22 protein-coding genes are annotated in these 14,404 nt (G+C 39.7%); all 22 read left to right on the forward strand.

Annotated elements, in window-relative coordinates; all coding sequences use genetic code 11:
* Nucleotides 1-27: 27 nt before the first annotated feature.
* The gene (gene fusA, locus MKZ30_RS00645) at nt 28-2,109 is read left to right on the forward strand and encodes an elongation factor G (RefSeq protein ID WP_002356192.1); all 2,082 of its coding nucleotides are present in this window, start codon (nt 28-30) and stop codon (nt 2,107-2,109) included.
* Between the two features lie 150 nt (nt 2,110-2,259).
* The gene (gene tuf / locus MKZ30_RS00650; protein WP_002356194.1) at nt 2,260-3,447 is read left to right on the forward strand and encodes an elongation factor Tu; all 1,188 of its coding nucleotides are present in this window, start codon (nt 2,260-2,262) and stop codon (nt 3,445-3,447) included.
* 180 nt (nt 3,448-3,627) lie between these two features.
* Nucleotides 3,628-4,452 (forward strand): bifunctional hydroxymethylpyrimidine kinase/phosphomethylpyrimidine kinase, encoded by an 825-nt coding sequence (gene thiD, locus MKZ30_RS00655; protein WP_033600598.1) that lies wholly within the window; start codon nt 3,628-3,630, stop codon nt 4,450-4,452.
* 270 nt (nt 4,453-4,722) lie between these two features.
* Nucleotides 4,723-5,889, forward strand: coding sequence for an SAM-dependent methyltransferase (locus MKZ30_RS00660; RefSeq protein WP_002391607.1), 1,167 nt, complete (start codon nt 4,723-4,725; stop codon nt 5,887-5,889).
* 349 nt (nt 5,890-6,238) lie between these two features.
* Nucleotides 6,239-6,547, forward strand: coding sequence for a 30S ribosomal protein S10 (gene rpsJ, locus MKZ30_RS00665; RefSeq protein WP_002389727.1), 309 nt, complete (start codon nt 6,239-6,241; stop codon nt 6,545-6,547).
* A 21-nt stretch (nt 6,548-6,568) separates the two neighbouring features.
* Nucleotides 6,569-7,198 (forward strand): 50S ribosomal protein L3, encoded by a 630-nt coding sequence (rplC, locus tag MKZ30_RS00670; protein ID WP_002356199.1) that lies wholly within the window; start codon nt 6,569-6,571, stop codon nt 7,196-7,198.
* A 25-nt stretch (nt 7,199-7,223) separates the two neighbouring features.
* Nucleotides 7,224-7,847: a 50S ribosomal protein L4 gene (gene rplD, locus MKZ30_RS00675; RefSeq protein ID WP_002356200.1), complete on the forward strand. Its 624-nt coding sequence runs from the start codon at nt 7,224-7,226 to the stop codon at nt 7,845-7,847.
* Entirely contained in the window at nt 7,847-8,137 is a 291-nt protein-coding gene (locus MKZ30_RS00680; protein WP_002356203.1) for a 50S ribosomal protein L23, read from the forward strand. Before rplD ends, MKZ30_RS00680 begins: the two co-directional genes overlap by 1 nt.
* A gap of 39 nt (nt 8,138-8,176) precedes the next feature.
* Nucleotides 8,177-9,007 (forward strand): 50S ribosomal protein L2, encoded by an 831-nt coding sequence (gene rplB, locus MKZ30_RS00685; protein ID WP_002356204.1) that lies wholly within the window; start codon nt 8,177-8,179, stop codon nt 9,005-9,007.
* A gap of 42 nt (nt 9,008-9,049) precedes the next feature.
* Complete coding sequence (rpsS, locus tag MKZ30_RS00690; RefSeq protein ID WP_002419402.1) at nt 9,050-9,328, forward strand: 30S ribosomal protein S19; 279 nt, start codon at nt 9,050-9,052, stop codon at nt 9,326-9,328.
* A 21-nt stretch (nt 9,329-9,349) separates the two neighbouring features.
* Nucleotides 9,350-9,697: a 50S ribosomal protein L22 gene (gene rplV, locus MKZ30_RS00695; RefSeq protein ID WP_002356206.1), complete on the forward strand. Its 348-nt coding sequence runs from the start codon at nt 9,350-9,352 to the stop codon at nt 9,695-9,697.
* Nucleotides 9,698-9,763: 66 nt separating this feature from the next.
* Nucleotides 9,764-10,420, forward strand: a complete 657-nt coding sequence (gene rpsC / locus MKZ30_RS00700; protein WP_002356207.1) for a 30S ribosomal protein S3 — start codon at nt 9,764-9,766, stop codon at nt 10,418-10,420.
* Nucleotides 10,421-10,422: 2 nt separating this feature from the next.
* Nucleotides 10,423-10,857: a 50S ribosomal protein L16 gene (rplP, locus tag MKZ30_RS00705; protein WP_002356208.1), complete on the forward strand. Its 435-nt coding sequence runs from the start codon at nt 10,423-10,425 to the stop codon at nt 10,855-10,857.
* A complete protein-coding gene (gene rpmC, locus MKZ30_RS00710; protein WP_002383858.1) occupies nt 10,847-11,035 on the forward strand; it encodes a 50S ribosomal protein L29 in 189 nt (62 codons plus the stop codon). Before rplP ends, rpmC begins: the two co-directional genes overlap by 11 nt.
* Nucleotides 11,036-11,058: 23 nt before the next feature.
* A complete protein-coding gene (gene rpsQ / locus MKZ30_RS00715; protein ID WP_002359348.1) occupies nt 11,059-11,325 on the forward strand; it encodes a 30S ribosomal protein S17 in 267 nt (88 codons plus the stop codon).
* A 57-nt stretch (nt 11,326-11,382) separates the two neighbouring features.
* The gene (gene rplN, locus MKZ30_RS00720) at nt 11,383-11,751 is read left to right on the forward strand and encodes a 50S ribosomal protein L14 (protein WP_002356211.1); all 369 of its coding nucleotides are present in this window, start codon (nt 11,383-11,385) and stop codon (nt 11,749-11,751) included.
* Nucleotides 11,752-11,786: 35 nt separating this feature from the next.
* On the forward strand, nt 11,787-12,098 hold the full coding sequence (gene rplX, locus MKZ30_RS00725) for a 50S ribosomal protein L24 (RefSeq protein WP_002356212.1): 312 nt from the start codon (nt 11,787-11,789) through the stop codon (nt 12,096-12,098).
* 25 nt (nt 12,099-12,123) lie between these two features.
* Nucleotides 12,124-12,663 (forward strand): 50S ribosomal protein L5, encoded by a 540-nt coding sequence (gene rplE, locus MKZ30_RS00730; RefSeq protein ID WP_002356213.1) that lies wholly within the window; start codon nt 12,124-12,126, stop codon nt 12,661-12,663.
* 18 nt (nt 12,664-12,681) lie between these two features.
* On the forward strand, nt 12,682-12,867 hold the full coding sequence (locus tag MKZ30_RS00735) for a type Z 30S ribosomal protein S14 (RefSeq protein ID WP_002356214.1): 186 nt from the start codon (nt 12,682-12,684) through the stop codon (nt 12,865-12,867).
* A 35-nt stretch (nt 12,868-12,902) separates the two neighbouring features.
* A complete protein-coding gene (rpsH, locus tag MKZ30_RS00740; protein ID WP_002356215.1) occupies nt 12,903-13,301 on the forward strand; it encodes a 30S ribosomal protein S8 in 399 nt (132 codons plus the stop codon).
* Nucleotides 13,302-13,332: 31 nt separating this feature from the next.
* Nucleotides 13,333-13,869, forward strand: a complete 537-nt coding sequence (gene rplF, locus MKZ30_RS00745) for a 50S ribosomal protein L6 (RefSeq protein ID WP_002356217.1) — start codon at nt 13,333-13,335, stop codon at nt 13,867-13,869.
* A gap of 160 nt (nt 13,870-14,029) precedes the next feature.
* The gene (gene rplR / locus MKZ30_RS00750; protein ID WP_002356218.1) at nt 14,030-14,386 is read left to right on the forward strand and encodes a 50S ribosomal protein L18; all 357 of its coding nucleotides are present in this window, start codon (nt 14,030-14,032) and stop codon (nt 14,384-14,386) included.
* Nucleotides 14,387-14,404 lie beyond the last annotated feature (18 nt).

Below are 14,404 nucleotides of genomic sequence, written 5' to 3' on the forward strand. Positions count from 1 at the left end.
AAATAAAGAGAGGAGTAAACATACAAAATGGCAAGAGAATTTTCACTTGAAAAAACTCGTAACATTGGTATCATGGCCCACGTTGATGCTGGTAAAACAACAACAACTGAGCGTATCTTGTACTACACTGGTAAAATCCATAAAATCGGTGAAACCCATGAAGGTGCTTCACAAATGGACTGGATGGAACAAGAACAAGAACGTGGTATCACGATTACATCCGCTGCGACAACTGCACAGTGGAAAGGCTACCGTGTAAATATCATCGATACTCCAGGACACGTGGACTTCACAATTGAAGTACAACGTTCTCTACGCGTATTAGATGGTGCGGTAACAGTTCTTGACTCTCAATCAGGTGTAGAACCTCAAACAGAAACTGTTTGGCGTCAAGCGACTGAATATAAAGTTCCTCGTATTGTATTCTGTAACAAAATGGATAAAATCGGTGCGGACTTCTTCTATTCAGTAGAATCATTACATGATCGTTTACAAGCAAACGCTCATCCAATTCAAATTCCAATCGGAGCTGAAGAAGACTTCACTGGAATCATTGACTTGATTAAAATGAAAGCTGAAATCTACACAAATGATTTGGGAACAGATATTCAAGAAACTGATATTCCTGAAGATTATTTAGAAAAAGCGCAAGAATGGCGCGAAAAATTAGTTGAAGCTGTTGCTGAAACTGACGAAGACTTAATGATGAAATATCTTGAAGGTGAAGAAATCACTGAAGAAGAATTAGTCGCTGGTATCCGTCAAGCAACAATCAACGTTGAGTTCTTCCCTGTATTAGCTGGTTCAGCATTCAAGAATAAAGGGGTTCAATTAATGTTGGACGCTGTTCTTGATTACTTACCATCTCCATTAGATATCGATGCTATCAAAGGGATCGATACTAAAACAGACGAAGAAACAACTCGTCCAGCTGATGACGAAGCACCTTTCGCTTCATTAGCATTTAAAGTTATGACTGACCCATTCGTAGGTCGTTTAACTTTCTTCCGTGTTTATTCTGGTGTCCTTGAAAGTGGTTCATACGTATTGAACGCTTCAAAAGGCAAAAAAGAACGTATCGGTCGTATCCTACAAATGCACGCCAACACTCGTCAAGAAATTGACAAAGTGTACTCTGGTGATATCGCTGCTGCTGTTGGTCTGAAAGACACAACAACTGGTGATACATTATGTGCATTAGATGCACCAGTTATTCTTGAATCTATTGAATTCCCTGATCCAGTTATCCAAGTCGCTGTTGAACCTAAATCAAAAGCTGACCAAGATAAAATGGGCGTGGCTCTACAAAAACTTGCTGAAGAAGATCCATCATTCCGCGTTGAAACAAACGTTGAAACTGGTGAAACAGTTATCTCTGGTATGGGTGAATTGCACTTAGACGTTTTAGTAGACCGTATGAAACGTGAATTCAAAGTTGAAGCTAACGTAGGTGCTCCTCAAGTATCTTACCGCGAAACATTCCGTGCTGCGACTAAAGCAGAAGGTAAATTCGTTCGTCAGTCTGGTGGTAAAGGACAATACGGTCACGTATGGGTTGAATTTACACCAAATGAAGAAGGTAAAGGCTTCGAGTTTGAAAACGCAATTGTCGGTGGTGTGGTTCCTCGTGAATACATCCCAGCAGTTGAAAAAGGGTTAGAAGACTCTATGAACAACGGTGTTCTTGCTGGTTATCCATTAGTTGATATCAAAGCAAAACTTTACGATGGTTCATACCACGATGTCGATTCAAATGAAACGGCCTTCCGTGTAGCTGCTTCTATGGCATTGAAAGCTGCGGCTAAAAATGCAAACCCAGTTATTTTAGAACCAATGATGAAAGTTACAATTACTGTTCCTGAAGATTACTTAGGTGATATCATGGGACACGTAACAAGTCGTCGTGGACGTGTTGAAGGTATGGAAGCACACGGTAACTCTCAAATCGTTAATGCGATGGTACCTTTAGCTGAAATGTTTGGTTATGCTACAACATTACGTTCAGCAACACAAGGACGCGGTACATTTATGATGGTATTTGACCACTATGAAGACGTACCTAAGTCTGTTCAAGAAGAAATCATCAAGAAAAACGGCGGCAACGCATAATTTTCCTTGAGAATAAAAGGTTTGTTTTTAGAACTATCCTTTTTTCAAGATTTCGTGTAAAATAGCTTATGATGATCAGACGATTTTTAGTAACGTCTATCACATATAAAACAAACAATAAAATTTATATTTTTAGGAGGAACATTCAAAATGGCAAAAGAAAAATTTGACCGTTCTAAATCCCATGTTAACATTGGTACTATCGGACACGTTGACCATGGTAAAACTACATTAACAGCTGCAATTGCTACTGTATTATCAAAACACGGTGGCGGGGAAGCACAAAGCTACGATTCTATCGATAACGCTCCAGAAGAAAAAGAACGTGGAATCACAATCAACACTTCTCATATCGAATATGAAACTGAAACTCGTCACTATGCACACGTTGACTGCCCAGGACACGCGGACTACGTTAAAAACATGATCACTGGTGCTGCTCAAATGGACGGAGCTATCTTAGTAGTTTCTGCTGCTGATGGTCCTATGCCTCAAACACGTGAACATATCTTATTATCACGTAACGTTGGTGTACCATACATCGTTGTATTCTTAAACAAAATGGATATGGTTGATGACGAAGAATTATTAGAATTAGTAGAAATGGAAGTTCGTGACTTATTATCAGAATACGATTTCCCAGGCGATGATGTTCCAGTTATCGCAGGTTCTGCTTTGAAAGCTTTAGAAGGCGACGAGTCTTATGAAGAAAAAATCTTAGAATTAATGGCTGCAGTTGACGAATATATCCCAACTCCAGAACGTGATACTGACAAACCATTCATGATGCCAGTCGAAGACGTATTCTCAATCACTGGACGTGGTACTGTTGCTACAGGCCGTGTTGAACGTGGTGAAGTTCGCGTTGGTGACGAAGTTGAAATCGTTGGTATTAAAGACGAAACATCTAAAACAACTGTTACAGGTGTTGAAATGTTCCGTAAATTATTAGACTACGCTGAAGCAGGCGACAACATCGGTGCTTTATTACGTGGTGTAGCACGTGAAGATATCGAACGTGGACAAGTATTAGCTAAACCAGCTACAATCACTCCACACACAAAATTCAAAGCTGAAGTATACGTATTATCAAAAGAAGAAGGCGGACGTCACACTCCATTCTTCACTAACTACCGTCCTCAATTCTACTTCCGTACAACAGACGTTACTGGTGTTGTAGAATTGCCAGAAGGTACTGAAATGGTAATGCCTGGTGATAACGTTGCTATGGACGTTGAATTAATTCACCCAATCGCTATCGAAGACGGAACTCGTTTCTCTATTCGTGAAGGCGGACGTACTGTAGGTTCAGGCGTTGTTACTGAAATCGTTAAATAATTAACTTTTTAACTATAGTTTTAACCAGCGTGAAAAACTGGGGTATTCGGACGTAAGACCAGAGAATTTATTCTCTGGTCTTTTTTTGTTTAGAAATTGGCTGGCTAAAAAATAAGCCAATTGGCTGTTTTAGCAGACTTGTTTCTTCCGTATACTTGGAGAAAAAGGTTAGGTGATTTAATGGAAAAAGTATTGTCGATTGCAGGCTCCGATTCAACTGGAGGGGCAGGGATTCAAGCAGATTTAAAAACATTTGAAGAGTATGGAGTTTTTGGATTTTCAAGTTTAACCTCGATTGTGACGATGGATCCTACGACAGGCTGGTCACATGAAGTAACTGAATTGCCAGAAACGCTCTTAGAAAAACAATTGATTTCGGTTTTTGCAGGCGGTCCAGTAGCGGCCTTGAAAACAGGGATGATGGGCAATGAACAAAATATTAAAATGGCTAGCAAATACATTAAACAAGAAAAAATTCAAAAAGTCGTGATTGACCCAGTCATTGCTTGTAAGGGAACGGCACAAATTCTGCAACCCAAAAGTGTGGAAGGCCTAAAAAACGATTTACTGCCATTAGCATTAGTTGCTACGCCTAATTTAATTGAAGCGGGCATCTTATCTGGTTTAGGCGAAATTTCTTCCGTGGCGGAGATGGAAGAAGCGGCAAAACGAATTGTACAAATGGGAGCCAAACATGTCGTGGTTAAAGGGGGACATCGCTTAGCTGGTGAAAAAGCACTGGACTTGTTTTACGATGGTCACACCGCGCATCTTTTGGAAAATGAATTATATCCTACTGATTATAATCATGGTGCAGGTTGTACTTTTTCAGCGGCGATCACAGCTGGCTTGGCGAAAGGTTATTCGGTGTTAGAAGCAGTAACTTTAGCAAAAAAATTTGTAGCAGCGGCGATTAAACACGGTATTCAAGTTAATCCTTATGTGGGGCACGTGTGGCATGGTGCATACACCCATGCGGAACAACGGATGCGTAAGAAAGCATAATGTTTAGAACTAGAGGAGTCTGTCAAAGACTGGCTCTAGTTTTTTTGTGATAAAGAATAACAATAGTAGGTATTACGTTAAAAGAATGTTCAAATTTTTAAAAGAGGAGTAGAATAGAACTGTAATTGCAAAAAAAGAAGCGGAACATAGAAGGGGTGTTAACTTTTCTGTGCTTCAGTTTAGAACGGACTGTGGTGTTTGTTTTGACGAACTACCGAAAGCTACTCCTTTTTGTTTTGGCTTCAAATGGTATTTAATGGAGGGAATGCAATGTTAGAAAAAGAAACGTACAGTCAACTGTTTAAATGGTCTTTTTCAAAAAAGACACAAGTCACATACTGGGATGGTACCGTCAAAGAGTATGGGCAAGGGTCGGGGGATCCGGTTTTTAAAATTGTATTCAATGAAAAAATTCCTGTGAAGGATTTACTGAATAACGCTTCGTTAACTTTAGGGGAAGCCTACATGGATCGCAAAATTGAAATCGAAGGCGATATCCAAGCACTGATTTATGATGTGTATAACCAAAAGGATAGCTTTTTACACAATGCTAAATTTATTAAATGGCTTCCTAAAGAAAGTCATTCAAAAAAACGCTCGCAAGAGGATATTCACAGCCATTACGATCTAGGAAATGATTTTTACAAAAAATGGCTTGACCAAACAATGACATATTCATGTGCTTATTTTAAAACGCCTGAAGATACATTAGAACAAGCGCAAGTGAATAAAGTGCATCATATTTTAGATAAATTGTTTATCAAAGAGGGCGACACTTTACTGGATATTGGCTGCGGCTGGGGCACGTTAATTTTAACTGCGGTGAAAGAATATGGAGCCAAAGCAACTGGGATTACATTAAGTGAAGAGCAATTTCATCATATTCGCCATATTATAGAAAAAGAAGGCCTACAAGATCGAATGACTGTCAAATTGATGGATTATCGTGATTTAAAAGGAGAGTCTTTTGACCATATTACGAGTGTTGGGATGTTTGAACATGTCGGTGCAGAAAATCTACATGAATATTTTGACGTCGTTCAACGAAACTTAGCGCCTAAAGGTACGGCGTTGATTCATGGGATCAGTCGCCAACAAGGTGGGGCTAAAAATGCTTGGATTAATCGTTATATTTTCCCTGGTGGCTATATTCCTGGTGTCACTGAGCTAGTCGGTCATATGACAGAAAATGACTTGCAAGTGATTGACTTGGAAAGTTTGCGCAGAGATTATCAATTGACGTTGGAACATTGGACAAAAAACTTCCATAATATAGAAGCAGAAATTGTTGACGAAAAAGGGGAGCGCTTCTATCGAATGTGGGACTTATATTTGCAAGCATGTGCAGCCTCATTCCAAGCAAGCAATATTGATGTTATTCAATATTTATTGGTTCATCCAGATAACAATGATATTCCAATGCGCCGGATTGGTTAATAGAATAAAAAAGAAAGAATTTGAGATTCTGGTAAAAAAGGAATCCCAAATTCTTTTTTTTATAAAAATAGAATGAAAAGAATTGAAAAACAAAACAAATGCTTTTCAAAACAAGAAAAAATTCTTTCAAAAAAACGCAGAAAATCCTTGCTAACACTATCCTTTCATAGTATAATCAAAAAGGTGCTGTTTACAGGAGTGTAAAAAGCATTGGTAGATCAACGATTTGATTTGCCGGCTGTGAAGCGAGAGGTTGCGACACGCTCGGACGCTTTGCCATGAACGAGCATGCCGGATAAATTTTCGTGGAGCTATGTCTACTTTTAAAATAGGCGAAGGAGGGAACAAGATGGCAAAACAAAAAATTCGTATCCGTTTAAAAGCGTATGAACACCGTATTTTAGATCAATCAGCGGATAAAATTGTGGAAACAGCAAAAAGAACTGGAGCTGACGTATCAGGTCCGATTCCATTACCAACAGAACGCTCACTTTACACAGTTATTCGTGCGACTCATAAATACAAAGATTCTCGCGAACAATTCGAAATGCGTACTCACAAACGTCTAATTGACATTGTGAACCCAACACCAAAAACAGTTGACGCTCTAATGAAGCTTGACTTACCGTCTGGTGTTAATATTGAAATCAAACTATAAAATTAAGATGGGGGTGTACTCATGACCAAAGGAATCTTAGGGAAAAAAGTGGGAATGACACAAATCTTTACTGAGTCTGGTGAATTAATTCCAGTAACAGTAGTTGAAGCTACGCCAAACGTAGTTTTACAAGTAAAAACTGTTGAAACTGACGGATACGAAGCTATCCAAGTTGGTTACCAAGACAAACGTGAAGTTTTATCAAACAAACCTGCGAAAGGTCATGTTGCAAAAGCAAACACGGCTCCTAAGCGCTTCATTAAAGAATTCAAGAATGTTGAGCTAGGAGAATATGAAGTAGGTAAAGAAATCAAAGTAGATGTTTTCCAAGCAGGAGACGTTGTTGATGTTACAGGTACTACGAAAGGTAAAGGATTCCAAGGGGCAATCAAACGTCACGGCCAAAGCCGCGGACCTATGTCTCATGGTTCTCGTTATCACCGTCGTCCTGGGTCAATGGGTCCAGTAGCGCCTAACCGTGTATTTAAAAATAAACGACTAGCCGGCCGTATGGGTGGCGACCGCGTAACAATTCAAAACCTTGAAGTTGTTAAAGTGGACGTAGAAAGAAATGTTATCTTAATCAAAGGAAACATTCCTGGAGCGAAAAAATCTTTAATCACAATCAAATCAGCTGTGAAAGCTAAATAAGTGTAGGGAAAGGAGGAACTAAGGAATGCCGAATGTAGCATTATTCAAACAAGATGGAACTCAAAACGGTGAAATCACTTTAAATGAAGAAATCTTCGGAATCGAACCTAATGAAAGTGTTGTCTATGATGCAATCATCATGCAACGTGCTTCATTAAGACAAGGAACACACGCAGTTAAAAACCGTAGCGCTGTTCGTGGCGGTGGCCGCAAACCATGGCGTCAAAAAGGAACTGGTCGTGCTCGTCAAGGTTCAATCCGTTCACCACAATGGCGTGGAGGTGGCGTAGTCTTTGGACCAACACCGCGTTCATACAGCTACAAACTTCCTAAAAAAGTTCGTCGCTTAGCAATGAAATCTGTATTATCAGACAAAGTTGCTGAAAATAACTTGGTAGCAGTAGAAGGTTTAAGCTTCGATGCACCAAAAACAAAAGAATTCAAACAAGTTCTTGCTAACTTGTCTATCGATACTAAAGTATTAGTTGTTTTAGAAAATGGTAACGACTTTGCAGCTTTATCAGCTCGTAACTTACCAAACGTTTCTGTAGTAACTTCTGATAACGTTAGTGTGTTAGATGTTGTGTCAGCTAACAAAGTCTTGGCAACACAAACAGCTCTTACTCAAATTGAGGAGGTGCTTGCATAATGGAATTACTAGACGTAATCAAACGCCCAGTGATCACTGAAAAATCCATGTTAGCTATGGACGAAAAGAAATATACTTTCGAAGTGGACACTCGCGCAAACAAAACTTTAGTAAAACAAGCTGTTGAATCAGCATTCGATGTTAAAGTAGCAAACGTAAACATCTTAAACGTGCGTCCAAAATTCAAACGCATGGGTAAATATGCAGGTTATACAAAAAAACGTCGCAAAGCGATCGTTACATTAACTGAAGATTCAAAAGAAATTCAATTATTCGAAGCTGCTGAATAAGCAGTCCTGAACAATATCAACGTAGGAGGGAAATAAGACGTGGCGATTAAAAAGTACAAACCTACCACAAATGGCCGTCGTAACATGACAAGTTCTGATTTCGCTGAAATCACAACTTCAACACCAGAAAAATCATTGTTACAGCCATTAAAAAACAATGCCGGTCGTAACAACAACGGTCGCATTACGGTTCGTCACCAAGGTGGCGGTCACAAACGTCAATACCGTGTGATTGACTTCAAACGTAATAAAGATAACGTCGCAGCGGTTGTTAAAACGATCGAGTACGATCCAAACCGTTCTGCTAACATCGCGTTAGTTCATTACGAAGACGGGGTTAAGGCATACATCTTAGCACCAAAAGGATTAGAAGTAGGCATGCGCCTAGTATCTGGTCCAGAAGCAGATATTAAAGTAGGTAACGCATTACCATTGGAAAACATTCCAGTTGGTACAGTTATCCACAACATTGAAATGAAACCTGGTAAAGGTGGACAATTAATCCGTTCAGCTGGAACAAGCGCGCAAGTACTTGGTAAAGAAGGCAAATACGTATTAATCCGCTTAAACTCTGGCGAAGTTCGTATGATCTTAGCAACTTGCCGTGCAACAATCGGTTCAGTTGGTAACGAACAACACGAATTAATCAACATTGGTAAAGCTGGCCGCTCTCGTTGGATGCGTAAACGCCCAACTGTTCGTGGTAGCGTAATGAACCCTAACGATCACCCACACGGTGGTGGTGAAGGTAAAACACCAATTGGACGTAAAGCGCCAGTATCTCCATGGGGTCAACCAGCAATTGGATACAAAACACGTAATAAAAAAGCTAAATCAGACAAACTTATCGTTCGTCGTCGTACTAAATAATTTTTTTGACCATGTGTCGTACATTTTGAGAGGAGGTTCACCATGGGTCGTAGTTTAAAAAAAGGACCTTTCGTCGATGATCATTTGATGAAAAAGGTCGAAGCACAACAAGGTACCGAAAAGAAAAAAGTAATTAAAACTTGGTCTCGCCGCTCTACAATTTTTCCATCATTCGTAGGTTTCACAATCGCTGTATATGATGGACGGAAACATGTCCCTGTTTACATTCAAGAAGACATGGTAGGACATAAATTAGGTGAATTTGCACCAACTAGAACTTATCGTGGCCACGTTGCTGACGATAAAAAAACTAAACGCTAATTTTGAGGGGAGGATATGCAAATGTCAGAACAAATTACATCAGCTAAAGCAACTGCAAAAACAGTTCGCACTTCACCTCGTAAAGCACGTTTAGTAATCGATCTTATCAGAGGGAAAAGCGTTGCGGATGCAATTTCAATCTTGAAATTCACACCGAACAAGTCTGCTGGAATCATTGAAAAAGTTTTAATGTCAGCAGTTGCTAACGCAGAAAACAACTTTGACTTAGACGTTGAAAGCTTAGTCGTATCTGAAGCATTTGTTAACGAAGGACCAACAATGAAACGTTTCCGTCCTCGTGCAAAAGGTTCAGCTTCACCAATCAACAAACGTACTAGTCACATCACAGTAGTTGTAACAGAGAAATAAGTCTCATGAAATAGGCTGTTTTCTTTATGAAAACAGAGCTTAAACATTTAAGAGGAGGGACAATCAGTGGGTCAAAAAGTACATCCAATTGGAATGCGTGTAGGCATCATCCGCGACTGGGATGCGAAATGGTATGCTGAAAAAGAGTATGCTGAATTCTTACACGAAGATTTAAGAATCCGTAAATTTATCGCAACAAAACTTGCTGATGCTGCTGTATCTACAATTGAAATCGAACGCGCTGCAAACCGTGTTAACATTTCAATTCACACAGCTAAACCAGGTATGGTTATCGGTAAAGGCGGATCTGAAGTCGAAAACCTAAGAAAAGAATTAAACAAATTAACTGGCAAACGAGTTCACATCAACATCGTTGAAATCAAAAAACCAGATTTAGATGCAAAATTAGTAGGCGAAGGAATTGCACGTCAATTAGAAAACCGTGTTGCTTTCCGTCGTGCTCAAAAACAAGCCATCCAACGCGCAATGCGTGCTGGCGCTAAAGGAATCAAAACTCAAGTATCAGGTCGTCTAAACGGTGCGGATATCGCTCGTTCAGAAGGATACTCTGAAGGAACTGTACCACTTCACACATTACGTGCGGACATTGATTACGCATGGGAAGAAGCGGACACTACTTACGGAAAACTAGGAGTTAAAGTGTGGATCTATCGTGGAGAAATTCTTCCAACGAAAAAAAACACTGAGAAAGGAGGGAAATAATCATGTTAGTACCTAAACGTGTAAAACACCGTCGTGAATTCCGCGGAAAAATGCGCGGTGAAGCTAAAGGCGGAAAAGAAGTAGCATTTGGTGAATGGGGTTTACAAGCAACTGAATCTCACTGGATTACTAACCGTCAAATCGAAGCAGCCCGTATTGCAATGACTCGTTACATGAAACGTGGCGGGAAAGTATGGATTAAAATTTTCCCTCACAAGTCTTACACAAGTAAAGCTATCGGCGTACGTATGGGTAAAGGTAAAGGGGCACCAGAAGGCTGGGTATCACCAGTTAAACGTGGTAAAATCATGTTTGAAATCGCAGGCGTTCCTGAAGAAGTAGCTCGTGAAGCTCTTCGTCTTGCATCTCACAAATTGCCGGTAAAAACTAAGATCGTAAAACGTGAGGAAATGGGTGGTGAATCGAATGAAGGTTAAAGAAATCAGAGAATTAACCACTGCCGAAATGCTAGATAAAGAAAAACAATTAAAAGAAGAATTGTTCAACTTAAGATTCCAATTAGCAACAGGTCAATTAGAAAACACTGCACGTATTAAAGAAGTACGTCAATCGATTGCACGCATCAAAACAGTATTGCGTGAACAAGCTAACTAATAGTGGAAGGAGGCCAAACGCGTATGACTGAAGAAAGAAATCAACGTAAAGTTTACCAAGGTCGCGTGGTATCAGACAAAATGGATAAAACAATCACAGTTGTCGTTGAAACAAAGAAAAACCACCCTATCTATGGCAAACGTATGAAATATTCTAAAAAATATAAAGCGCATGATGAAAACAACACAGCGAAAGTTGGAGACATCGTAAAAATCATGGAAACTCGTCCATTATCAGCTACAAAACGTTTCCGTTTACTAGAGGTAGTCGAAGAAGCAGTTATTATCTAATAAAACGAGAATTTCCTAATAGATTGAAGCACAAAATCTGAAAGGGGGATACACATCGTGATCCAACAAGAAAGTCGTTTAAGAGTCGCTGACAATTCTGGCGCACGTGAAATTTTAACGATCAAAGTCCTAGGCGGATCTGGTCGTAAAACTGCTAACATCGGTGACGTTATTGTTGCTACTGTCAAACAAGCAACGCCAGGTGGGGTTGTTAAAAAAGGTGAAGTAGTTAAAGCCGTTATCGTTCGTACAAAATCTGGCGCTCGTCGTGCTGACGGTTCTTACATCAAATTTGATGAAAATGCTGCGGTAATTATCCGTGACGATAAAAGCCCACGCGGAACACGTATCTTCGGACCAGTTGCACGTGAATTACGTGAAAACAACTTCATGAAGATCGTTTCTCTAGCACCAGAAGTATTATAATCTCGAGCCCACGTTAAAGGAGGTGCGAAACAGTAATGTTTGTTAAAAAAGGCGATAAAGTAAAAGTTATCACTGGTAAAGATAAAAACAAAGAAGGCGTTGTCTTAGCAGCGTTTCCTAAACAAGATAAAGTTATCGTTGAAGGTGTCAACGTCGTTAAAAAACACCAAAAACCAAACCAAGCAGCCCCACAAGGTGGAATCCTTGAAGTGGAAGCGCCAATTCATGTTTCTAATGTAATGGTGATTGATCCTTCAAACGGAGAAGCTACTAAAGTTGCGTTTAAAGAAGTCGACGGCAAAAAAGTCCGCGTTTCTAAAAAAACAGGTGAAGTTTTAGATAAATAAAAATTGCGGAAGGAGGGCTTACTGAATGAACCGCCTGAAAGAAAAATATATTAAAGAAGTAACACCATCATTGGTGGAAAAATTTAATTACAGCTCAGTTATGCAAACACCTAAAGTTGATAAAATCGTTATCAACATGGGTGTGGGTGATGCAGTATCAAATGCTAAAAACTTAGACAAAGCTGTTGAAGAATTAGCATTAATCACTGGTCAAAAACCACTTATCACAAAAGCTAAAAAATCTATCGCTGGATTCCGTTTACGTGAAGGAATGCCAATCGGTGCGAAAGTAACGCTACGCGGCGAAAGAATGTACGAATTTTTAGATAAATTAGTAACAGTTTCTTTACCTCGTGTACGTGACTTCCACGGTGTCAGCAAAAAAGCTTTCGATGGTCGTGGTAACTATACTTTAGGTATTAAAGAACAATTAATCTTCCCAGAAGTTGATTATGATTTAGTAGATAAAGTACGCGGTATGGACATCGTAATTGTTACAACAGCGAACACTGACGAAGAGTCTCGCGAATTGTTGGCACAATTAGGTATGCCATTCCAAAAATAATATAAGGAGGCGAACTACGTGGCTAAAAAATCAATGATTGCTAAAAACAAACGTCCTGCTAAACATTCAACACAAGCTTATACTCGTTGTGAACGTTGTGGACGTCCACATTCAGTTTATCGTAAATTTCATCTTTGCCGTATTTGCTTCCGCGAACTTGCCTATAAAGGTCAAATTCCCGGCGTGAAGAAAGCTAGCTGGTAAACAAGTAAACTCGCATAAAGGAGGTAAATAGTTCAATGGTCATGACAGATCCAATTGCAGATTTTCTAACTCGCATTCGTAATGCGAACATGGTTAAACATGAAACTTTAGAAGTACCTGCTTCAAAAATCAAACGTGATATCGCAGAAATCCTGAAACGTGAAGGATTTATCCGCGACGTAGAATACATCGAAGATGACAAACAAGGCGTAATCCGTGTTTTCCTAAAATATGGTAAAAACGAAGAACGTGTTATCACAAACTTAAAACGTATTTCTAAACCAGGTTTACGTGCATACGTAAAAGCTGACGAAGTACCAAAAGTATTAAACGGTCTAGGAATTGCAATCATCTCTACATCAGAGGGTGTAATTACTGACAAAGAAGCTAGAGCGAAAAATATCGGCGGCGAAGTAATCGCCTACGTATGGTAATTCTAAAAAATACACAAGGAGGTGTCTCTAAGTGAGCCGTATTGGTAATAAAGTTGTTGTTCTTCCTGCTGGTGTTGAAATCAAGCAAGACGGAAACAACATTACAGTTAAAGGACCTAAAGGTGAATTAACACGCGAATTTTCTTCTGATATCAAAATGAACATCGAAGGAAACGAAGTGACATTCACTCGTCCAAACGATTCAAAAGAAATGAAAACAATCCACGGAACAACTCGTGCAAACTTCAACAACATGGTTGTTGGTGTTTCTGAAGGTTTCCAAAAAGCACTTGAACTTATCGGGGTCGGATACCGTGCCCAAGTACAAGGCAACAAATTAACTTTAAACGTTGGTTATTCTCATCCTGTCGAAATGACAGCACCAGAAGGCGTAACATTTGAAGTACCTGCGAACACACAAGTTATCGTTAAAGGCATCAACAAAGAAGTTGTTGGTGAATTAGCTGCTAACATCCGTGGCGTTCGTCCTCCAGAACCTTATAAAGGCAAAGGGATTCGCTATGTTGGTGAATTTGTACGCCGTAAAGAAGGTAAAACTGGTAAATAATAACAGCTGTGTAGAAAACAGAAGTCAACAACAAGCAACTGTCATTTTATGGGATTTTTCCAATAAAATGCTTTTGTCTTGTCTGCCAGCTTCTCTTTTCCGTAATCTGCTGACTGCTTGAAATATTAGTAGTAAACATTAAATCAAAGAGGTGAAAATTGTGATTACAAAACCAGATAAAAACAAAACACGTCAAAAGAGACATCGTCGTGTACGTAACAAAATCTCTGGTACTGCTGAGTGCCCACGCTTGAACATTTTCCGTTCTAACAAAAACATCTACGCGCAAGTCATTGATGACGTAGCGGGTGTGACGCTAGCAAGTGCCTCTGCCTTGGATAAAGAAATTTCAGGTGGAACAAAAACAGAAACAGCTGCAGCTGTTGGTAAACTAGTTGCTGAACGTGCCGCTGAAAAAGGCATCAAAAAAGTAGTCTTCGACCGTGGTGGATACCTTTACCATGGCCGCGTGCAAGCTTTAGCTGAAGCTGCTCGTGAAAATGGACTAGAATTTTAGGAGAAGGAGGAACACCAT

Source organism: Enterococcus sp. LX10 (assembly GCF_023539285.1).
In the GTDB taxonomy this organism is placed as follows: Bacteria; Bacillota; Bacilli; order Lactobacillales; family Enterococcaceae; genus Enterococcus; species Enterococcus faecalis.